The following is a 21,743-nucleotide window of genomic DNA, read 5'->3' as shown; positions in this document are numbered from 1 at the left end:
GCTGCCGAGATGAAGACGGAGGCTCGAAAACATGTGGGTCGCCGATCAGTCGGAGCCGGCCAAGGTGATTCGGACCCAAGACGTAGCCGAGGCTCCGTGGGCGAACGGCAGAGGCCGAACCAGGGAGATTTACAAACAAGCGCAGGACGATCGGCTCGCGTGGCGCCTCAGTTTGGCGACCATCCAGTCACCGGGTCCCTTCTCGGTGTTGCCGGGAGTTCGGCGGACCCTCCTGCTTGCGTCCGGCGACATCTTGCGCCTGTCCGTCAATGGTTGTGCCACGACCCTTCATCACACCGAGTCCGTCGTTTTCGATGGCGCCGCCGACGTGGAGGTGGTGTCCGCACCGGACGGTTGCCAGGCGTTGAACCTGATGACCGGTGACTGCCTCGACGGCCGGCTCGAGGTGCGACAGCTGATCGGAACAACCGAGCTCTCCGACCGCGACGCCGCGGCTGTCGTCGTTCTGAGCGGCCGGCTGGGTGTCGCCGATCAGTCGCTGTCTCCCTTCGACACGCTCGTGCTCGGCCGACAAGGCATTCGCATCGACGCCGCATCGGCCACCGCTGCGCTCGTCCTGCTCGGCAACGTCCACGTCCATCGTCCGACAACCGCCCCCTTGGAGTGACCGGTCGTGAATGCGTCGCAGTACGTCGTCATCGGAGCCGGCTTGGCCGGTGCTGCCACCGCGTGGAGTCTCGCCCGCCGCGGGCACGAGGTGACCGTCCTGGAACGAACCCGGCCCGCCGCCCATGACGGCAGCTCTCACGGATCAGCGCGCATCTTCCGCTACGCCTATCCGGATGCTTTCTACACTCAGCTGGTGATCCGCGCCCGCGGTGGTTTCGACGAGCTCGAGCGCCTCAGCGGCAACCGGCTGATCACGGCCACCGGGTCGCTGGACTTCGGCACCATCCGCGACCCGAAGACGCTGGCCGCGGTGCTGGAGTCGGCCGGAGTCGAGCACGAACTGCTGAGCGCTGCGGAGGCTCGGGCACGCTGGCCGCAGATCGGCGTCGACACCGATGTGCTCTGGCACCCCGGCGCTGGGGTCATCGATGCCGAGACCACCGTGACGACCATGCTTGACGCCGCCCGGCATCACGGGGCCCAGTTCTTCTCGCCCTGGCCTGTGAGCCGAGTCGAAGCCACGGCGAACGGCTACCGGCTGAACAGTGGCGACGGACGAACGATCGACGCCGAGCGGATCGTCGTCGCGTCCGGTGGTTGGTTGCCGGCCCTGCTCGACCAGCTGCCTCTTCCGGCCGCCTTCCGCGCGACGGTGCCGGCTCTGCAGGTCAGCCAGGAGTACGCGTACCACTTCCCGTACCGGGATGAGCCGGCATCTGGCCCGGTGTGGCCGACGTTCATCCACAAGAGCGAGGCGATCCAGACATACAGCCTGCCCGGTGGGCGCGACGCGGACTACCGCGGACAGAAGCTGGCGGAGTACAACGGCGGCCGCCGCATCCCGTCGGCGCTCGACCAGGACGGCGTCATCGACCCGGCGAACCGGCAGCGAATCGTCGAGTACGTCCAGCATTACCTGCCGGGACTGGTGCCTGAGCCGTACGCCGAGACCACCTGCCTGTTCACCAACACTGCCAACGAGAACTTCCTTGTCGACGGCATCGACGGCATCACACTCCTCTCCCCGTGTTCGGGCCACGGCGCCAAATTCGCCCCCGTGATCGGCGACATCGCCGCCGACGCAGCCACCGGCGCCGCCCCAGTGCCGGAAAGGTTCACCGCAAGCGCGATCGGAGCAGCCGCTCATGTCTGATCCGGGGCCTGCCTCGAGTGTCACCGCATTGCTCACCGAGATTGCGGGTGTCGGCGCCGACACCGGCCGAGGCGGGTACACCCGGCCGGTCTACTCGCCGGCCGAGACGGACCTGCGTGACTGGTTCGTCGAGAACGCCCGCCGCCGCTCGCTGGACGTCGAGACGGACCGCAACGGCATCATCTGGGCCTGGTGGAACCCGGCTCGTGCCCCGCTGGAGAACGCCGTCGTGACCGGTAGCCACCTCGACTCGGTGCCGGGCGGCGGTGCGTTCGACGGGCCGCTCGGAGTGGCGTCCGCGCTTGTCGCGGTCGACCAGCTCAACTGGTCCGGCGTGCAACCGGATCGACCGCTTGCCATCGCCGTCTTCCCCGAGGAGGAGGGATCGCGCTTCGGTATTGCCTGTCTCGGATCGCGCCTGCTCACCGGGCAGTTGTCACCCGAGGCGGCCGCCCGGCTGTCCGACAGCGAGGGAACGACGTTTGCCGAGGCCGCCGCGAAACACGGGCTCGACCCTGGCCGGCTCGGGCACGACGAGGAGGCGCTGCGGCGCATCGGGGTCTTCGTCGAACTCCACGTCGAACAGGGCCGCGGGCTCGCCGACCTCGACCGGGCGGTTGCCATCGGCACCTCGATCCTCGGCCATGGACGGTGGCGCCTGACCGTCTCCGGCGAGGGCAACCATGCCGGGACGACTCTGATGGAGGACCGGCACGATCCCATGGTTGCCGCCGGCGCGATCATCACGGCCGTCCGCGACATCGCCCGCGCCCACCCCGTCGCCCGCGCGACCGTCGGCCGGCTGATCCCCACTCCAGGCGGCACCAATGTGATCGCCTCACGAGTCGATCTGTGGCTCGACGTGCGTCATCCCGACGACGCGGTGACCACCGCGATCGTGGAGGCGGTCCGGCAGCGTGCCGAGGTCGTCGCCGCCGCGGAGGGTTGCACGGCCGAACTGGCGCAGGAATCGCTCAGCCCGACCGTCCACTTCGACGACGGCCTGAACGCTCGCCTCAGCGCGTCACTGCCTGGAGCACCACTGCTGGCCACCGGCGCCGGCCACGACGCTGGTGTCCTGAGCGCCGTCCGGCCGTCCGCGATGCTGTTCGTCCGTAACCCCACCGGTGTCTCCCATTCACCGAGCGAGCACGTGGAGGCCGCCGACGCCGAAGTCGGAGCGCACGCTCTCACCGCCGTCCTGAGCGACCTCCTGACCACACCCGGCCGCTGACACCGATTCCGTCCCCCAGGGGTGAGCACATGCCGATCCAGCCGTACCGCCCGCACCGGCTCCACGTCTCCACCATGGCCGCGCTGGCAAATCCGGCGTACCGGCGCCTGGACGTCTGGCAGGCCCTCGACGAAACCTGTCGGCGGCTGGCCGCCCTGCATGACGCCGGCCGGGACACGACAACCGACGCAGCTCACGTCGCTCGACTCCTCGACCAGCTCGACGCATACGAGCGGTACTGGTTGTATCCGGGCGAGGCGGGACTGCGCCGGCTACGAGAGCTCATGGCTGAGGCCCACTTCGGCAGGCTGGCCGACGAGGTGACCCGCACCGCCCAGTTGTTGAGCACCTACGGCGACCGCGCCGCCCTGCTGAACGCCGGTGCCGGATCACCCGATCGTGAGCCCGCGGGAACCCAGGCCCGCCGGCAGTACCACACTGTGCTGCTGGCGGACCACACGGAGGAGACTGCGCGAGAGCCGTTGCGCCAGGCTCTGGAGGCAATGCGCCTCCCGTCCGATGACACGGTGTACGGCGTGCTGACTGTGGACAGCATCGAGGAAGCCATCACTGCGGTCGCCCTCAACGGCGACATCCAGGCGGCCGTCATCCGCCACGACCTTCCCCTGCGCTCGCAGCGCCGCACTCCCCTCGCGTCGGCGCTGCTTCAGGTCGACGACTGGACCGCCCGCACCACCAAACACTACGACTGGGAGGAGGCCGGTGAAGCGCTGCGCGAGATGCGCCCGCACATCGACCTGTACTCCCTGCACGGAGAGTCGATCGCCGCCGGCGGCACCGGCACACCGCGCGCCTACAACCGGACCTTCTACCGGCTCAACGACCCCACCGACCTGCACTCCACCATCATCGCCGGGCTACGCCGCCGCTATCGTGCCCCGTTCTTCGACGCCCTGCGCGCCTACGCCGACTCGTCAACCGGGCAGTTCCACGCCCTGCCGGTCGCTCGCGGCGCCAGCGTCTTCAACTCCCGGACACTGGCCGACATGGCCGACTTCTACGGCCGCAACATTTTCATGGCCGAGACCTCATCGGCCGCCGGTGGGCTGGACTCCCTGCTCGACCCGCACGGCAGCATCCGCGACGCCATGACCAAGGCCGCGTTCACCTGGAGCGCCCAGCACACCTACTTCGCCACCAACGGCACCTCGACCGCGAACAAGATCGTCGTCCAGGCGCTCACCCGGCCGGGCGACATCGTGCTGATCGACCGGAACTGCCACAAGTCGCACCACTACGGCCTGGTGCTGGCCGGCGCCCAGCCCGTCTATCTGGACGCGTACCCACTGCCCGAATACGCCATGTACGGGGCGGTGCCGCTGGCGACGATCAAGCAGGCTCTGCTCGACCTCGAAGCGATCGGCGAACTGGACCGCGTCCGGATGCTGCTGTTGACGAACTGCACGTTCGACGGCGTGGTTGCCAACCCGCTGCAGGTCATGCAAGAGGTCCTGGCCATCAAACCGGACATCTGCTTCCTGTGGGATGAGGCGTGGTACGCGTTCGCCACCGCGGTTCCCTACGCCCGCCAGCGCACCGCCATGCCTGCCGCCCGCAGCCTGCAGGAACGTCTTGCCGGCGCCGAGTACCGCGAGGAGTACGAGCGCTGGCGGGCGAGCATGGACGGCATCGATCCGGCCGAACTGTCCGCGCACCCGCTGATGGCCGACCCCGATCTGGCCCGTGTGCGGGTCTACGCCACTCAGTCCACCCACAAGTCCCTGTCCGCGCTCCGCCAGGGCTCGATGATCCACATCTGGGACCAGGACTTCGACCGGCTCGCCCGGGAGCCGTTCTACGAGGCGTACCTCGCCCACACCTCGACCTCGCCGAACCAGGAGCTCACCGCGTCCCTGGACCTCGCCCGCCGGCAGGTCGACCTCGAGGGATTCGAGCTGGTTCGTACGGCGTACCGGATGGCCCTCGCCTTCCGCCACCGTGTCGCTCGCGACCCGGTGATCAGTCAATGGTTCCGCATCCTCGACGAGGCGGACCTCGTCCCGGAGAAGTTCCGTGCCTCGGCCGGAACGTCTTATGAGCGCATCGAGGAGGCCGACCTGGCCAAGTGGGACGACGCCTGGCAGCACGCCGAGTTCGTCCTCGACCCGACCCGCGTCACCCTGTACGTCGGCGACACCGGGATGAACGGCTTCGAGTTCCGCCAGGACGTCCTCATGGACCGGTGGGGCATTCAGATCAACAAGACATCGATCAACACCGTTCTGCTCAACTTCACCATCGGCGTCACCTGGTCCAGCGTGCAGTACCTGCTGGACGTTCTGCAGCGTGTCGCCTTCGAGATCAGCGCCAGTCACGCCAATGCCAGCCGCGTCGCCCGTCAGTCCTATCAGCGCAGGGTCGATGCCGTCACCCGCGATCTGCCGTCGCTGCCCAACTTCAGCGCCTTCGCTCCTGCCTTCCGCAGCCGGCCCGAATCTCCGGCCGGCGACATGCGCAGCGCCTACTACGCCAGCTATGAGGAGGCCGACCGGGAGCACGTCGACCTCGCCACCGCTAGCGAGATGCTCGCCAAGGGCGACTCCCTGGTGTCGACCACCTTCGTCGTGCCGTACCCGCCCGGATTCCCGATCCTCGTCCCCGGGCAGCTGATCTCCGGCGAGATTCTGGAGTTCATCGCCCAGCTCGACGTCAAGGAGATCCACGGGTACGAACCCCGAGCCGGCTTCTCCGTCTTCACCCAGTCGGCGCTGAGCCGGTGGGACAACCACGAAGCTGCCGATACCGAGGCCGCTCCCCGCTGAAGGGCTCGCCACCGCCATGCTCATGCAAGGATTTCCCCCGGTCCCAGGTGCACAGGTGACGTTGGCCAACTGGCAGGATCCGCCGTACAACCGCTGGTCGTTCTCCCATCTGCGGGAGGTCGTTCCGACGCAACGGATCCGCCGCGGAACGAGCCCGCCGACGGCGTTGGTCGTCGATCCTCAACCGGTGGGTGAAGTAGCGGTACGCGGTCTGGCCGGCACCGTCACCGACGTGGATCACGTCCTCGAGGACACCTTCACCGATGCGGTGCTCGTCGTGCACCGCGGCCGCGTGGTCCTGGAGCGCTATCACGGCGAGACCCGGTCCGACACCCCGCACCTGCTCATGTCCATGTCCAAGTCCGTGGTCGGATGCGTGGTGGCGAACCTGGTCTCCTGGGGCGTAGTACACCTCGACCAGCCTGTCACCGACCACATTCCCGAACTCGCCGTCAGCGGATACCGCGGCGCCCGCATCCGCGACCTGCTCGACATGCGGTCCGGAATCAAGTTCAGCGAGCAGTACACCGATCTCGACGCCGAAGTCCGGGTCATCGAGGAGGCGATGGGCTGGCGGCCGAAGACCCGCATCGATCTTCCCCAGTCCATGTACGCCTACCTGGCGACCCTGACACAGGCGCGTGATCACGGCGGTGTCTTTGAGTATCGGTCCTGCGAGACGGACGTTCTGGGTTGGGTGTGCGAACGAGCCGCGGGCCGGCGGATGGCGGACCTCATCGCCGAGCTCATCTGGGGTCCGATCGGGGCGGAGAAGGACGCGGAGATCACGTGCGACGGCGTCGGCACGGCCGTCCACGACGGCGGCATGTGTTCCACCACCCGCGACCTGGCTCGCTTCGGCCTGATGCTGCTGGCGGACGGGAAGGTGGAGGACCGCGTCGTCGTTCCCTCGGAATGGTTGAACGCTTCCTGGAACGTCGACGCTGATGTTCTCGGCGCGTTCGCCGAGTCGGCGTCCGGGCCCTACCTTCCCGGTGGCTGGTACCGCAACCAGTTCTGGTTCCTGCCTCGCGACACCGGGCCGGTCCTGCTGTGCCTCGGCATCTACGGACAGATGCTCTACGTCAACCCGGCCACGGCGACCGTCGCCGCAAAGCTGTCGTCCTGGCCCGACGCCCAGGCGCCCACGATGCTGGAGGACACCATCCGATGCTTCGACGCCATCGGCGCCACGCTGACCCGCCCAGCGTTGTGACTTCGACGGTTGCCCGAGCGCTGATCCGCTCAGCCGGCCTCACTGCCGCAGCATCCCTCGGCCGGAACGCGCCTATCGCGACAGCATGACGGCATACTTGAAAGCTTCACTCACCTTCATGGTGCCCCCACTTGCAAGGTTGTCATGCAGAAGAACCGTCGCTATTTCCACGACTGACCGCCCTCCACCACGTTTGTCCACCCGGCGCCGTAATTCAGTCGCACGAGTGCTCGACCAACCGCGGGCCGAGTCGCACGGAGGACTGCCGAGTTGCTCGTGCGCAAGGACGTGGATTCCCATGGCTACACCCTTCAGCGCCTCGTTCCTTAGCGTTTCGACATCGGCGAAAAGTCGGTCGGCGATCTCACGAGCTTTGTTCCAAAGGGCGTCACCTTGATGATGTCGCCCGCGCCTCAGTTGCGCCTCGAGAACTTGTGCCAGGCCTTCCTCCACCGCCTCAGCATGCCGTTCACATCAAAGACTGAGGAAGTACCCGTTCGCGGCGAAAGATTGTCAATCCTGCAATAGGTGGGACACCCACGCGACGCAACAGTCGCGCGAGGATCTGGTGTCCCCTCTCGCGAACGAGGCCATGCTGTCGCCGAGCGTCGCCGTCAGGCCACGTTCTCCAGCGCCACGGCGAGGGCCTGGCCGACGCCGATGCAGATCGCGGCCAAGCCCCAGCGCCCGCCCGACTCCTGCAGGCGGGCGGCAAGTGTGGCCAGGATGCGCCCGCCTGAGGCGCCGAGCGGGTGTCCGATGGCAATCGCGCCGCCCCGGGCGTTGACGATCTCAGGGTCGCGCAGCCCCTCGTGGAGCCAGGAGTCGACGCAGGCGATGGACTGCACCGCGAACGCCTCGTTGAGCTCGACCGCGGCCACGTCGGCCCAGGTGATCCCGGCTCGCCGCAGGGCGCGACCGGCGGCCTCGACCGGCGCGTAGCCGAACATCGGCGGCTCGACCGCCGTCACCCCGCGGTCGGCGATCCGGGCGATCGGCGCGCTGCCGATCCGTCCGGCCGCGTCCGCGCTGCCGGGCAGCACCGCCGACGCGCCGTCATTGAGCGGCGACGCGTTGCCGACGCCACGAGGTTGTGGAACGCCGGCGGCCGATACCGGCAGCCCGAGGACCATGATCCGCCTTACCTCACAGCTTGGAACCCTGCGACCCGCCGGAACGGTGGTGGCGTTACTCGTCGCGAGGGCGATACTGCACTGAGCGCACGTGGACAGCGACGGTGGGAGCGGACAACGCAAGCATGCGGCCGGTGAAGCCGGAGGCGACTTCGGTGGACAGATACCGGCCGTCGAGGCGCGCCAACTGCTCGGTGCCGAGCGACAGGATGATGTCATCCGGACCGGCGTCGCCGAGCGGGACGTTCGGGGACGCCGGCGCGACGGCTTCCAGGCGCAGCACGGCGGTCTGGGGCTCCGGCTACCAAGACACCAGAAGGTGGGAAGGTCGCATGAGTAAGAACTCACTCGGCCCTGGTGTACACGCTAGCCTGCGCTCATGAGACAGCAGTCGTCACTGCGCAAGCTCGTGACGATCCAGATCCCGCCGTGGTTCTGGGGCGGGGCATCCCGGGGCTACTTTTCCGCCGCCGGGCTGCATGCCCGCGACGTCGGCGGGGTTATACGAATCCGTACCGACGAGTCTTATCACCGCACACGCCCGCGTCTTGTCACCGAACAGGCCATCGCCGGTCCAGGCAAACGAAAGCCCGCCTTTGCCGACCTCGCGAGCGCGGCTGCGCGGACCGGGTTCGAGTCCAGAGTACTAGAACCTGCGACCGCGCAAGAACTCGACGAGCTTGGCCGGCGGGCCGCCGCGTCCGGTGATCTCGTCGACCGGTTCGAGCACCTGAGACTCACGGCAAGCGTCGTCCCGCACGCGCGACTGCCCGACCATATCGAGCACGCTTACCGGGCGCTGACCAGCACGACACTCGAGGGAGACCCGTCCGTCCTGCCGTTCGCGCACGCCGGTATTCACCTTGTGCAGCGCGACCCAATGCTGCTGCACCGTACGAAACTGCCCGCCGTCCTCCTGCGCCTGCGCTACGACGAGAAGCTGCGCTCGGGCCAGACCCGCCATTTGAGCGAACTCCTCGCCGAGCGCAAGCCAGCGTTCGCGAGCGGTCAGGACATGCTACGAGGCCTGTACTTACTCGACGATTACATAGGACCGTTGCTCGGCTCGCTGACGCCCGATGTCTGGGGCTTTGCCGGCCACCGATCGTTCGGGGCAATCCTGTTCAGCCTCGGGACCACAGTCGCCGGAACCCGCCGCGGACCGGCCGAGATGCTGCACCTGCTACCGCATCTCAGTCGCAGCGCCACCACCTGGTCTCGGCCGCAGCTTGCGGCGTCGTCCTGCGGGAACGCAGTGCGGTGGTGGGCCAACGGCCTGAACGAATTCTTCGGCGTCCTCAGCGATCCTGTGGTGTTCGCCGACGCATCAGACACCTACGACCCGGCCGCGCACCACCAGGCGCTGATGACTGCCGAGCAGCTGTTCGCGCGTGTGGCGACCATGCTCACCCTCCATCGCGACGTGCGGGCGCAGATGGTGCTCTTCTTCACGGTCATGGACACGCTTGAGCGCATGACCGGCAAACCGATCGAGACGCTGTGCGAGCTCACACATGTCCGGAAGGTTTTCGCTGGCCTGCAGCAATCGATACCTGCCCCAGCGGCCGCGGTCTTGCTCCCGCTCGCGGAGCGCGGCGTCGTCGCCCTACAGGACCTGCAGCAGGGCTTCTTCCTCGACGCGGCTGCCCTCGGTACCCGGGAGCGGGCGGCTGCCCGCTACGTCAAGCTGCTGCGCAACGCGACCCACGGACACGGCGCCAAGAAGGCCGGGTCGGTGCAGGAGACCAACCTGCTTCTTGCAGCACACAACGGTGCAGTTCCACCGGATCTCGCGATGCTCGTATTCCTGCACCTGTTGGTCCTGCTAGCTCATCCCCGTGAACTGCGCCGGCACCTGAGCGGTGGGCGAAGCGGATAGCGATCGGCATCAGGGCCCTCAGCGGTGCTCGAGTGCCGGTTGCAACCAAGGCTCAACGTCACCGACTTCGGGCCGGGAGTCGTGTCGGTGAGTTTCCGCGCCACCAGGCATCGGCTGTCCTTGCCTATACGCAACGATGATCGTGGACGCTCTTGCGGGCCTGGCGACCGTGCTCCCACAGCCGGTCGAACGTCTTTGCTGTGATCGGCTCGATGGCCGGCTCACCGTCGGCGGGTATCTACCAGGAAGGGCGTCTCGGACACGATGCCGTACCGATGTACATAGGCGATAACAGCGTCCGCGCCGCCCGAGTTCCGCGCTCTGAGAACTTCGGGCAGAGACGCGGCGGCCAGGACCATCTCGTCTTGCGCGCGTACCTCGATGTGACGGGTGGGCCATCGCTCGTCGTCGAGTTCGCCGTAGCCCCAGATGTTCTCGCCCGGCTAATACCACTGGGCATAGGTCGCCATGCCCAGAGTATCGATCATGGGCGTCGAGTGACGCGGACGCTGGCATCGCGGCCCCCTGTTCCGAGCGCGATGGAGCGGTGCTACTGCGTCCGGGGAACGGGTGGGGCGCCGCGGGCCGGCCAGCCGGGGCCTGCCAGCCCGCTGGCCGCCTACCGGCGGACGGTGTAGATCACCACGGCGAGGACAACGCCGAGGACCAGAATGCCGAGCAGCATGAGCGCCGCGTATGCCAAGCCGCCGGCGAGAGCACCGGTCGCCACAGCACTCAGGATGATTAGTATGCCGCTGCCTGCTATGGCGAGCATTTTTTTGATGACGGTGGGTCGGTGATCTGGTTCTTTCTGGTGTTGACCGGATGAGGTGGATACGGTGGACACGTCGTACTCCTTGTCGTCATGCATGCGACTGCTTCGTGTGGCGGGATGCGGCACGACGGCCCGCTCTGCCAAGCGGGCCGTCCCCGTCTCTGGGGATCCGGGCGTCGTCCCATCGCTTTCGTCGTGAGTGCGCGTCAAGCGACTAGTTCGGTGACTGGTATTGATCGGCGGGTTGGCTGGTGCTGCCTCCTTGGTGTCGACTGCCAGCCCTGTTTGCCAGGTTGCTCGACCAACAGTCTGCGGTGGGCGACGCCGCTTCGGGTTTACATATTGTCAACTTGTGGAGCTGCGGTCAGATTGTTCGCGAAGCCGGCCCTCGCGTCCAGCATTTCGCCCCATTGGCGCAATTCACCCAGATCTTTCTTTTTGAACACGCCTCCTGACGGGCCAAGTGCGGATGCGGTAGAAGACCTCAGCCGATCTCGATTGGCGCCTCCGACTCGGGCGACATCTGACCGGACACGCCGCCAGAGTTCTCTGTAGCTTTCGGGGGGCGCGCGCTTCACCTCACCTCCTCACCTCACCGGTGAACAGTCGTTTTGACGGCACTGCGACCGCCGCAGATCTTGCGTCGGTTTCAACGCCTCGGGCCGGGATCTCAAAACCTGGAACGGCTGCAACTGTCGAGCGGGCCTCTGGGTGAGTGGTTGAGGGGCTGCCATCCCATCACCCGGACCGCAGCGGCGGAGAGCGGAGATCCTGAAACGGAGGGTCCTCGAGCTTCCAGGCACAAGACGACTGTGACTGCCGGATACGGGGCGCGTCCTTCGAGTGTGCCTGCACCTTGACAAGACTTGACGAGATTCAAGCTAGAGGCGCAGTTGAGCCCGGCACGAAATTCCACGAAGGCGCGACTGTTGGCCGGCGTGCCGAGGCGGCCGGTCAGTGGAGACTCACCACGGCTCAGAACACCGATACGTGTGCGTTACTCGGGCATGCATGGCAGCGAGTGGTTCACCCACGGGCGCATGCCCGCGCTTGGGACCACCGCTGCAACGACGAATGTCGATCGGAATGCCGGTCGCCCGGCAGGTCGATGATCTCCATGTCTTCGCTGATCAGATCCGCGTCCCCTGGCTGTTAGATCCGCGCCGCCTGGCTGTTGTGGTGCCAAGAGATGTCCGGACCCCGCAGACGACCGCGTCGAACCAGGCCGGAGTCGTTGGCTGTCGTCGCCACCTCGGCGTGCTGCAGCTTCGCCGTGCTATTCGCGGTCTGTGTCGACCGGCAAGCGGTAACGCTGTCTGTCCTCTGCAGTGAGCCGGTTCCGCGCCTCGGTGTCGAGATCCGTCGGCGGGTCGTCCAGGGGGATCATCCAACGAAGCACGACGCCGTCTTCGAGCGTCATGGTCAGGTGGTCAGTCCAACACAGGTCAACCATTCCGGCGGTGGACGGTACCTGTAGAGCAGTGAGAGGTCGGCCGTCAAAGCATCGGCAGATTGTGACTCGTTGCCCGTCGGTGGCCGCCAGGTAGGCGGAATCCGGTGACCAGCAGATCGCGTTGACGTCCTGCGGGTATCCGGTGCGGGCATAACCGGCTGCTGCCACGGTGTCCCAAAGATGGGTGTCGTGGTGAGAGCCTGCGGCGAGGTACCGCCCGTTCGGCGCCCAGGCCAGCGCTGTGATGAGCCCTGCACCGACGAACCAGCGGTTGAGGACCGCGCCGGATTCGGCATCCCATATGAGGACAGTGTCGTCCTTGGTCGTTCCGGCGATACGCCGCCCGTCAGGGCAGAAGGCGACGTTGCGCGAGTCGGGCTCCCCCGCCATCACCTTGAGCATCGCGCCGTCTTTAACGCTCCACAGCGAGACGACCGTCGGTTCGGTCTGGTTGAAGTGCCAGCACGAGAGGGCGATGCGGCTGCCGTCTGGCGCCCAATCAAAGGCCCCCACCTCGCCTTGCTGAGGTCCGAACTGCAGCCCGGGCTTGCCGACGTCGCTGTAAATCTTCATGCCATCGAAGTCGGCGATCGCCAGGATAGACGAGTCTGGTGACCAGCCGACTTCGATGCGGCTGCCCTCTGGGGAAGCAGGCAACTCGCGTATAGTGCCTTGGGAGTCAATGATCCGCACCGGTCGCTGCACAGCCGTGACAGCGACCGCAGATGACGTCCCGGACCAGCGGGCAACACGCAGTCTTCCGCCAGGCAGGTGCTCGAGTCGGTCGTCGTCTGGCATCCAGACAGCCAGCCTGCCCGTCATGTGGTCCATCGCGATTTGCTGTCCGTCGCGGCTCCACGCGAGATGGTTCGGGTTGCCATCGACGCGCCGGTGCACCATCCGACTTGAGCCGATTTTGCGCAGCTCTACGTAGTGCTCCACGTCATCTCTTTGCACATACGCCACCGTCGTGCCGTCCGGTGACCACTCGACCGGCGAGTCGATGCCATCAACGTGCCAACTGGCGTTCTTGCGTCCGTTTCCGGAATGAATGGTGAGGGTGAGGCCGTCACCTAGCCGGTCCGGTCGAGCGCGAGCCAGCACGGCGAGGAACTTACCGGCCGGCGCCAACGCCATGCGGACGAGTTCACCACGGAGTCTGATCTTGGCGGTCGGCGTGGTGGGGTTGTCGCTGCGGTAGATGCGTACTTGGCCCGAGGCGGCGATGGCAAGGTAGTCACCATCCGCGGAAAACGCTACGCCTTCGAACTGCCGCACATCGAACGACACATGGTGCATCGGCTGGCTGTCTTCGATGGTGTACACGTCGACACTCAGCGAACTGAGTGAGATTGCGAATCTCTCATCATTCGCCCAGGTAAGTCGTTGCTCATCGACGTAACCTGCTTCCCTGCCGCCAAGGTAGGTTTCATCGTCGACCCGCCACACTCCAGCAGAATTTCGTTCAGTGGCGCCGACCACGTAGCTGCCGTTCCGGCTGAGGACGCCGGTCCGGTCCATTGCTGGGTCACTCAATCGGCACTCCTGGGTGCGGTGACCGTCCATCCACGTGCAGACCTTGCCCTGCTCGTCGAGAGTGCGGAGGCGCCCGTCCGGCATCCAGACCATTGAGCACACCGGCGCGGTGTGGGCGACGGGCAGTGATGTGGCTACCGGTTGGGCACCTAAGCCCCACAACGTCAGCACAGAAGCCTGCGTGGGCGCGAGTTCCGCCACGGCCGCTGCGGCAACGGCCGTGGCCAGGTTCAGATCACGGCTCGCTAGCTGCTGTGCCCAAACGGCGGCCTGGTCCGCCCGCTCGCCGCGTTCCTCCAGGGACGCCCTTCGCGACGCTTCAACAAATTCTCTCGCGTCGGGCAGCCGCGCGAACGCGTCCAGGTGTGCCTCAGCCCATCGATTCACCGCGGTGAGGCGCTCACCGGTGAGCAGGAAGGACTTGTCCGTGCCGGCGTGCCGCCACTCCTCGGCCCAGCGAATCAGGTCGGTTTCGAGGCGAAGATCAGCGCGGCTGGCTTCGATGGCGTCACGCAGCGGCTCCCATTGCCGTAGCAGGGCCTCATGGGTGACTTCGACGACGACGTCACCGTTCGCGTCGGTGCCGCGGCTGACGAGCCGGGCGTCAACAAAAGCGGAGAGCACATGCTGCCCGTTGCGATTGAAGGAAGCGAGAGGAACCCGCCGTCGAATGGGCTCACCTGTTCGTTCGACCGCGGCCAGCGCGGCCAGCGTCGGCAGGATGTCTTCGGCAAGGCCTTGGCGTGTCAGCGCTTCCTGAACCGTATCGGCGTTTTGGCGCAGCGCCCCAACGACGCCGCCGAGCCGGTCGTAGCCGTCCTGCGTGATCTCACCGCCGGGTCCGGCTCGGTCGGCGAGCAGCCGCATCGTGTAGGCGAGCAGCGGCAGCGCATCGCCTCCCGCCGTGTCGGCGGCGATCCGAGCAATGAGGTCCGGCGTGATGTGCAAACCGGCCCGCCGTGCCGGGCCGCCGATTACATCGGTCAGCCGCTCGGGCGGAAGGGAACCCAGCAGCATCGAGTCGTCGACGAATTCGGTCAGGACGGCATGCTCAGGCGCCGCGCTGAGGAACTCCGACCGTACGGTGCACACCACCCACAGCAGGGTGCCGGCATGTACCGCCTCGTGCAGCAGCCGCAGGAACGCGCCGCTTTCGGCCGGCGCGGCGTGCGTGACAAGCTCCTCCGCTTGGTCGATCACGACAAGGACCCGATTCGGGCGCTCCAAGATTGCGGCTGTGGCTGCCGGCTTGTCACGAAGGTCGCGCAGGATAGTCGCTAACGCCTCGGCGCCGCCGCTGTCGACGGCTCGAGCGATGGGACGCCAGTCATTGCGTCCGCCGATTCGGGCTAGGCCTCGTGCTAACCGCTCGAGCAGCGGCCCGTCGCGGTCCAGCGGCGCAACCACGAGCCACTGCCGGTCGCGGCGCAACTTGGGCAGTAAGCCTGCCCGGACCAGCGACGACTTGCCGCTACCGGATGGTCCGACGACAGCGACAACGCGTCCGCGGGTTTGTAGCGGCGGGTGCAGCATGTCGTGCAACCGCTGCACCTGGTCCTTGCGGCCGAAGAACACGGCAGCATCGACTTCCTCGAACGCTTTCAGCCCGGGGTACGGCGGCCGGGTCTGGTCCCACGCAAAGGAGTCGTTGGGATCGAGTCCCGCGCGGCGCATTGCGGCGAGAAGTCGCTGCACCGCCGTCGGTAGGCCGCCGGTGGCGACGGCCGCTTGGGTGTCGCTCAGCAGCGGAGGCAGCGCACCATCAAGAGCCACGGGGAAGATGGGCTTGCCGGAGGAGCGAGCCACGGCCAACTCGGCGAGACACCATGGTGAAGAAATCGCATGCTGGCTGCTGAGGAAGACAACTGCCGAGCAACGCCGCAGCTCAAACCAGAGTGTACGTTCCCAGTCAGCGCCGGTCGGGATGCCCTCTTCTGGGTCGACGTCGTGAAACACGCAGGTAAATCCGGCCGCGATCAGACGTTCGCGGGCCTCGACCGCGGCGGCCATATCGTGCCGGCTGTAGCTGATGAACAACAGGGGCATGGGCAGCCTCCCTCGCGTTGCGAGTGTACGAAGAGGAACGCGCCCCAGCATCCAGCGACTGGGTCGGTGGCTTGCCTTCACGCTTCCGGCGGAGACGCAGAGCGCGCATCTCCCGGAACCCGGTACCGGGGCGTCAACGCGACACATTCTTGACCCGCACCACCAAGGATGTGCCTTCATCCGCCTCGAGCGCGCCGCGTGCCACGAACGAGAGGTGGCAGGCCTCTGCCCGCACTGCCGCCTCGACAGGGCTGGCCGGGCACCCGCGGTACCGGTAGCGTGACGGTCCGACACCGATCAGCTTCGTGGGGGCGTACATGGCCGAGGCCTTCGTCAGCTATCGGTTGGCGGACGCGCCAGCGGCGCGCCGGTTGGCGGAAGAGGTCCGCAACGCCGGCCACGAAGTGTGGTTCGACGAGTGGCGGATCGACCTCGGCGATTCCATCGTCGAGCGCATCTCCACCGGCTTGAGCGCAACGGCGTACCTGATCCTCTGCTACTCCAGTTCAGGAGTGGAGTCCCCGTGGATGAGCCGGGAGTGGATGTCCACCCTGGCTCGCCAGCTCGACGGGCAACCCGTCAAGATTCTTCCGGTGCGGTTGACCGGCAACGCCGTTCCCGCCATCCTCGCCGACATCAAGTACGCCGATCTCGTTAGGAACTGGGACGCCGGCATTCGTCAACTGCTCGCGGCGATTCGATGAGTCGACCTGTCGTCATTGCACACGCCGCGGGTGACGAGCAGTACGCCGAGACCCTCGCCGACTCGATCACCGCCGCCGGATACGCCGTCGTGCACGCCGGCACCGTTCTTGTCGGTGACAGCATCATCGAAGAGGTGAGCCGTGCGCTGTCGGTCGGCGCTCCGATTGTGCTGTGCGGCACGATCCGCGCGATGGGAACTCCTTGGGCGCACCGCGTGGTGAACGCCGCACGCGGCATGAATCTGGAGACACCTGTCTACGGGGTCGCCATCGAACAAGACGCCTACCTGCAACCTCTCTCACTAGACGGCAAGATCGCACAGTATTGGCGTGACCCGGCCGGCGCCCTCGAGGCGGTAGTCACTGCACTACTGCGGCATTACCCCATAAGTTCCATCGCGACGCCCCCGGCGAGTGATGGCATGGCGGCCGTACGCCGCTACCGCGACTTACTCTTAGGCACTACCGACATCATCAACCTTGCCAACCTCCCTGCCGACCGCCGCCTCGCCACTCAAGAACTGGCGCTGCGTAATCTCTTTCTTCCGCTGACTGTGCGAGCGGATACCGAACCGGACGCGACCCCTCCGTCGGCACCCGGCGCGCGAGAACAACACCCTGCCTTAACCGGTCCGCGTCGGATTCGCGGGCCGGTGCAGAGCGCCCGTGTAGAGACCACGGCTCAGCCTCCTGGTGTCCGGCTCGAGGCAGCCCGTCGGCTAGTGGTCCTCGGCCACCCAGGGTCCGGCAAGACGACGCTGCTCCGATGGATGGCCACCGCCTACTTATTGCGCCTTCGCGACGACCCAGCCTGGCACGACTTACCTGGAGTCGACACCCTACCTGACAAGGACTGGTTGCCGATTCTGGTGCGCTGCCGGGACCTCGGCCCGGCACAACTTGACGGCACGTTCGAGGATGTTCTGCTACACACCCTTCGACGAGCCGAGCTGTCTCCCGCGGAGATTGAGGCGATGCGCACCGACCTCGACGCGCGGCTGGCCGCCGGCACCGCGTTAGTTCTTGTAGACGGCCTCGACGAGATCAGCGACGCGCGTTCCCGGACTCGATTCTGTGAGTCGCTCGAACGCATTCACCTCTCACGGCCGAGAGCACCAATGGTGATCACCAGCCGCATCGTCGGTTACCGGGAGATGAGCCACACCATCGGCCGCGGCTTCGAGCACGTCGAAATCACGGAACTGGACAGGCCCGCCAAAGACGACTTCATCCGGCGCTGGTGCTCAGTCACCGAGCCGCCCGAACGCCGCAAAGCGGCGGCCGACGAGCTCATCGCGGACGTACACGGCACCGACCGGGTCGAGCAGCTGACCAACAATCCGATGCTGCTGACCACGCTAGCTCTAGTCAAGCGGAGCGTGGGAAAGTTGCCCGACCACAGGGCCGACCTCTACGGGCACGCCGTCCGGGTGCTCCTTTCTTGGCGATCCGAGGTAGATGACCCGATCAGCCCGCGAGAAGCTGACCCGCAATTGCAATATCTGGCGTACGCGATGACTGATCGCGGCGCACAGCAGCTGACCGAGGATGAGATGCTCGAGCTGCTGGAACAGATCCGCACCGAGTATCCCCAATTGCGACCGCTCCAACGACACGATCCGGCCGACTTTCTCCGCCTTTTGGAGCGCCGCACCAGCCTCGTGATCGAGAAGGGTCACGTACGCCGGGCGGGCCGGTTAGTGCCGCTCTTCGAGTTCCGGCACCTGACCTTTCAGGAATACCTAACCGCCCAGGCCATGGTGCAGGGCCACTTCCCGGGTCGTGACCGCGGCGAGGACTTGGCCGCCCGGGTTGGCCGCCTGGCCGCGCGAGCAAGAGTCCGGGACGACTCGGAGGACACCTGGCAAGAGGTGATCCGGCTGTGCGTGTCACTGTGCCACGGCGACGACGTGGACAGGCTGCTGGGCACCGTGTTGGCCGAATATCCAGTGCTGGCCGCCCGCTGCCTCGAAGACGAACCGAACGCCGGCATCGACGTGGTCGGCGCCATCTTGCACGCCTTGGTGCGGGCTGTACCCGCCGACGCGCGCCCAGACTCACCCGAAGCCATGGCAATCAACGCTCTTAGCCGCACAACATGGTCATCCAGCCTGCGCGATCATCTGCTTGCGGAGCTACGGCTGCGCGGCCCGGGGGCGGTGCCATTACTGGGGCGGCTGATCGGCCAGGCATTTCGGCCAGCCAGTGGTCATGATCTGACAGCACGCCAAGCTGCGCTGCTAACCGGCCTCCGGGCGGACGGCGATCAGCCGCTCGTCGCCGCCTTGGTGTTCGCTCAGATGACCAGCGAGTATGACGATCCGATCATGCTCCCGACCGCCGACTTGTTGGCTCTTCTGAAGCGCCCGGATCCAATCGTCGTCGCAGCAGTCGCCTGGGCTATGGCTATGACGCAGCCCCCGTCGGGAGGCGGCTGGTGGCCGTCTGACGAAGCCATCGACCAAGTAGTCTCGCTCGCGCCTACCAGCGCGCAGGAGCGAAGCACCCTGCTGTCCCTCATCGACGCGGTGGGTCCGCGCCGATGGCCAGACGCGGCTGGCGTGCTCGGCAAGATCGCTCAGGACCACGCCACGGCGGTGCGAAGTGAGGCAGTTCGGCTACTTGGTTACGTCGGCCAAGAGGCGGTCCTGCCAATCCTTCTGGCAGCACTCGTTGACCGTGAGGTCGAGGTCCGCGAAAGCGCTGCCTCAGGCCTGCTCGCACTCGGCAGTTCCGCGTCCAGATCGGCGCTGATGGCTGCACTTGGCGATGCAGCACCGAACGTTCGGGCAGCTGCCGCATCGGCCCTCGGCGCGTTGGCCGACACCACCACTGCTGGCGAACTCATCGCAGCGCTGGACGATCCGGCAAGCAGCGTGCGTTCCGAGGTAATACGGGCACTCGGCACGATTGGCGACTCGACAACAGTCGATCCTCTCCTGCAGCGGTTTCAGTCGCCGGACAATAGCCTGCCGGAACGTGTCCTCGACGCCCTGCGCAGAATAGGAGACGATCGCGTCGTGCCCCCGCTGGTGGACGCGTTCGACGATTTGCCCGAATCGACCGCCCCATGGGCCTTTTTCACCTTCGACCAGATACCCGACCGCCGAGCGCTCGACACTGTGCGCCGATTTCTAACGAGGAACGCTACGTTTCCGGGCGCCGAGTGGGCGGTGCTCGCCCTTGGCCAGCTCATGGAGGCTGACCTGGAAGATCGGACAGTGATCGAGTCCGCGCTGGCTTCGAGCGCGCCCGAAACGCGCCGACAGGCCGTTTGGGCGAACGAGTACATCGGCGACGATGAGGCCGCACGGAAATTGGCCTGTTTGGTCGCGGATGAATCCGCCGAAGTCCGCGCCAAATTGGCAGACGCCTTGTCCCAGTTCGACGGCGAGTCCGCATTGGCGGCAAATAGACGCTTGGCCGCCGACGAGGACTCTACGGTCCGGGCCGCGGCAATGAAGGCAATAAACTCAGCGTGCACCAACGCGGATTTCAATATGCTTGCAATGGGCCTTCGTGACCCCTATCCCCAGGTACGTCAGGCTGCAGCGTTGAGCATGAAAGAATACGACGAGGACCGCGCTCGCGACCTGTTGATCGCGACAAGCCATGATCCAGTTTCCCAGGTACGTCGCGGCGTCGCCCTGGCTCTGCGCCAACCGTGCGGCCGTTCGACAATCGCCGGCACTCTCCGCCGTCTAGCTGAGGACCAAGATCCAAGTGTGCGTGCGGCGGCGGTAGAGTCGTTAGGCGATGTCGGCATCGGACCCGGCACCTTCTCTGGACTCGTCCGCTCGCTGCGCGCGGAAGACGCGTTAGAACGGATACACGCCGCGAAGGGCCTAGGTTTGCTGCTCGACGACCGAGCAATCGAACCGCTGGCCAACACGCTCGATGACCCACAGCCAGAGGTTCGCCGCCAAGCGACGATCGCACTCGGTAATCTGGCATCTGAACACGTCGTTGCGGTTCTGACAGGCAGACCGGCGGATCCAGCACCCCGAGTTCGCCGCGCTGTCGCGGACGCCCTCGCGGCGGGCGCCGTCCCCGCCTGCCGGCCGACGTTGCGGACTCTTCTTGACGACTCGCATCCGCATGTGCGCGCCGCGGCCGCCGACGCGATCGGCCAAGTCGCCTCGCCGGGTCGCGTGGACGACTTGCTGCCACTGCTGGCCGACTCACATCCGCTGGTACGGCGTAATGCCCTCTTGTCATTGGACGACGACGGCGCAATCGGGCATTTGATTCGATATCTGGATGACCCAGACAAGCGGGTACGCGAGGCGGCGATGTGGACGCTTGGGGTCGTTGGCGCGCGGACCGCCGCACCGTATCTGCACGCCAAGTTGTCCGATCTGTATGGGAGCCGGCGCGCGACCGCCCTCGAGGCCTTGTCCCGAATCGAAGGACCAGACGTAATACCGCTACTGACCGACGCTCTCGACGACCCGCACTCGGCGGTCAGGCAAGTCGCGGTGCGCGAGTTCCGGCGGGCGCAACTCGCCGTGCCGAAGGCGCCGCTCCGCACAGCGTTGACCGATCCGGAAAGCGCAGTGCGCCGGGAAGCAGCACGCACGGTAGCTGGGTTAAACGACCGGGCCGCGATTCCGCTACTCATTGATCGACTTGAGCACGACCCGTCGCCGTGGGTGCGCGTGGCAGTCGTCGGGGCCATCGTCCGGCTCGACGCGCGAATGGCTCAGCAACCGCTCAGCAGGCTACTCAATCATCCGAACTACTACCTTCGGGAAACAGCAGCCTGGGCCCTCGCCTCATTCGGCGAAGCTGCACCCATGGCCGAGCTACGACGCAGCTACGGCGACCTGACCGCTGCTGCCCGATGGTCGCTGATCGGGCCGCTTGCCCGGCTGGGCGACCCGCACGCGCAGCGGCTGATGCGGATTGGACTGACTGCGCCGTCCCGGTCGGTCCGCCGTGAATGGATGGGCATCTATAGAAACGAGTTGCGTAACCAATTCGAGCGTGACTTGCTCACCCGCTACGGCGACGGGGGTGCCGAGATCGACCCGCAACAGATTATTGATCGGCCCCAGATCGAGCGGATGGCTCGGGCACTTTGGCGGACGCCAACAGAGATTCGCCAGGCATACCTGAGACTCTCGACTGACATACCTCTCGCGATAGCGGGATAGTCCCAGCGAGGCGTCTCATGCCATGCCCGGCGGATCATGGACTAA

12 protein-coding genes are annotated in these 21,743 nt (G+C 66.4%); 8 read left to right on the top strand and 4 right to left on the bottom strand.

Features of this window, described 5'->3' with window-relative positions; all coding sequences use genetic code 11:
- Window positions 1–31 precede the first annotated feature (31 nt).
- The 5 genes from ACSNN8_RS25095 (at window position 32) to ACSNN8_RS25075 (ending at window position 7,016) form a co-directional block, all read left to right on the top strand.
- A complete protein-coding gene (locus tag ACSNN8_RS25095; RefSeq protein ID WP_436651997.1) occupies window positions 32–628 on the top strand; it encodes a HutD/Ves family protein in 597 nt (198 codons plus the stop codon).
- Window positions 629–634: 6 nt separating this feature from the next.
- Entirely contained in the window at window positions 635–1,783 is a 1,149-nt protein-coding gene (locus ACSNN8_RS25090; RefSeq protein ID WP_436651996.1) for an FAD-dependent oxidoreductase, read from the top strand.
- The gene (locus ACSNN8_RS25085; protein ID WP_436651995.1) at window positions 1,776–3,017 is read left to right on the top strand and encodes an allantoate amidohydrolase; all 1,242 of its coding nucleotides are present in this window, start codon (window positions 1,776–1,778) and stop codon (window positions 3,015–3,017) included. The genes ACSNN8_RS25090 and ACSNN8_RS25085 overlap by 8 nt, the downstream gene beginning before the upstream one ends.
- Window positions 3,018–3,046: 29 nt before the next feature.
- Window positions 3,047–5,800: an aminotransferase class I/II-fold pyridoxal phosphate-dependent enzyme gene (locus tag ACSNN8_RS25080; protein ID WP_436651994.1), complete on the top strand. Its 2,754-nt coding sequence runs from the start codon at window positions 3,047–3,049 to the stop codon at window positions 5,798–5,800.
- A gap of 187 nt (window positions 5,801–5,987) precedes the next feature.
- Window positions 5,988–7,016, top strand: coding sequence for a serine hydrolase domain-containing protein (locus tag ACSNN8_RS25075; protein ID WP_436651993.1), 1,029 nt, complete (start codon window positions 5,988–5,990; stop codon window positions 7,014–7,016).
- Window positions 7,017–7,630: 614 nt separating this feature from the next.
- On the opposite strand, the gene ACSNN8_RS25070 is transcribed toward ACSNN8_RS25075, so the two are convergent.
- Together ACSNN8_RS25070 and ACSNN8_RS25065 are read right to left on the bottom strand one after the other, a co-directional pair.
- Entirely contained in the window at window positions 7,631–8,149 is a 519-nt protein-coding gene (locus ACSNN8_RS25070) for a hypothetical protein (RefSeq protein ID WP_436651992.1), read from the bottom strand.
- A 55-nt stretch (window positions 8,150–8,204) separates the two neighbouring features.
- On the bottom strand, window positions 8,205–8,432 hold the full coding sequence (locus tag ACSNN8_RS25065; protein ID WP_436651991.1) for a hypothetical protein: 228 nt from the start codon (window positions 8,430–8,432) through the stop codon (window positions 8,205–8,207).
- 96 nt (window positions 8,433–8,528) lie between these two features.
- Between ACSNN8_RS25065 and ACSNN8_RS25060 the strand changes: the two genes are divergently transcribed.
- The gene (locus ACSNN8_RS25060; protein WP_436651990.1) at window positions 8,529–10,028 is read left to right on the top strand and encodes a hypothetical protein; all 1,500 of its coding nucleotides are present in this window, start codon (window positions 8,529–8,531) and stop codon (window positions 10,026–10,028) included.
- A 619-nt stretch (window positions 10,029–10,647) separates the two neighbouring features.
- Here the strand turns inward: ACSNN8_RS25060 and ACSNN8_RS25055 are convergent.
- Together ACSNN8_RS25055 and ACSNN8_RS25050 are read right to left on the bottom strand one after the other, a co-directional pair.
- On the bottom strand, window positions 10,648–10,899 hold the full coding sequence (locus ACSNN8_RS25055) for a hypothetical protein (protein WP_436651989.1): 252 nt from the start codon (window positions 10,897–10,899) through the stop codon (window positions 10,648–10,650).
- A gap of 1,180 nt (window positions 10,900–12,079) precedes the next feature.
- Window positions 12,080–15,838 carry an nSTAND1 domain-containing NTPase gene (locus tag ACSNN8_RS25050; RefSeq protein ID WP_436651988.1) on the bottom strand — a complete coding sequence of 1,253 codons (3,759 nt, stop codon included), beginning with the start codon at window positions 15,836–15,838 and terminating at the stop codon, window positions 12,080–12,082.
- Window positions 15,839–16,155: 317 nt separating this feature from the next.
- On the opposite strand from ACSNN8_RS25050, the gene ACSNN8_RS25045 reads away from it, so the two are divergent.
- Window positions 16,156–16,542, top strand: coding sequence for a toll/interleukin-1 receptor domain-containing protein (locus ACSNN8_RS25045; protein WP_436651987.1), 387 nt, complete (start codon window positions 16,156–16,158; stop codon window positions 16,540–16,542).
- Window positions 16,539–21,698, top strand: a complete 5,160-nt coding sequence (locus ACSNN8_RS25040; protein WP_436651986.1) for a HEAT repeat domain-containing protein — start codon at window positions 16,539–16,541, stop codon at window positions 21,696–21,698. The genes ACSNN8_RS25045 and ACSNN8_RS25040 overlap by 4 nt, the downstream gene beginning before the upstream one ends.
- The last annotated feature ends 45 nt before the right edge of the window (window positions 21,699–21,743 follow it).

The organism is Actinoplanes sp. URMC 104, assembly GCF_051386375.1.
Lineage (GTDB): Bacteria > Actinomycetota > Actinomycetes > Mycobacteriales > Micromonosporaceae > Actinoplanes.
The sequence above is the reverse complement of the archived record's forward strand: the minus strand, read 5'-3'. Positions and strand labels throughout refer to the sequence as shown.

Excerpts from the sequence above, each read along its gene's own strand:
- ACSNN8_RS25060 (WP_436651990.1), top strand. The coding sequence starts at position 8,529 with ATGAGACAGCAGTCGTCACTGCGCAAGCTCGTGACGATCCAGATCCCG.
- ACSNN8_RS25040 (WP_436651986.1), top strand. The coding sequence starts at position 16,539 with ATGAGTCGACCTGTCGTCATTGCACACGCCGCGGGTGACGAGCAGTAC.
- ACSNN8_RS25080 (WP_436651994.1), top strand. The coding sequence starts at position 3,047 with ATGCCGATCCAGCCGTACCGCCCGCACCGGCTCCACGTCTCCACCATG.
- ACSNN8_RS25050 (WP_436651988.1), bottom strand. The coding sequence starts at position 15,838 with ATGCCCCTGTTGTTCATCAGCTACAGCCGGCACGATATGGCCGCCGCG.
- ACSNN8_RS25085 (WP_436651995.1), top strand. The coding sequence starts at position 1,776 with ATGTCTGATCCGGGGCCTGCCTCGAGTGTCACCGCATTGCTCACCGAG.
- ACSNN8_RS25095 (WP_436651997.1), top strand. The coding sequence starts at position 32 with ATGTGGGTCGCCGATCAGTCGGAGCCGGCCAAGGTGATTCGGACCCAA.
- ACSNN8_RS25045 (WP_436651987.1), top strand. The coding sequence starts at position 16,156 with ATGGCCGAGGCCTTCGTCAGCTATCGGTTGGCGGACGCGCCAGCGGCG.
- ACSNN8_RS25070 (WP_436651992.1), bottom strand. The coding sequence starts at position 8,149 with ATGGTCCTCGGGCTGCCGGTATCGGCCGCCGGCGTTCCACAACCTCGT.
- ACSNN8_RS25055 (WP_436651989.1), bottom strand. The coding sequence starts at position 10,899 with ATGCATGACGACAAGGAGTACGACGTGTCCACCGTATCCACCTCATCC.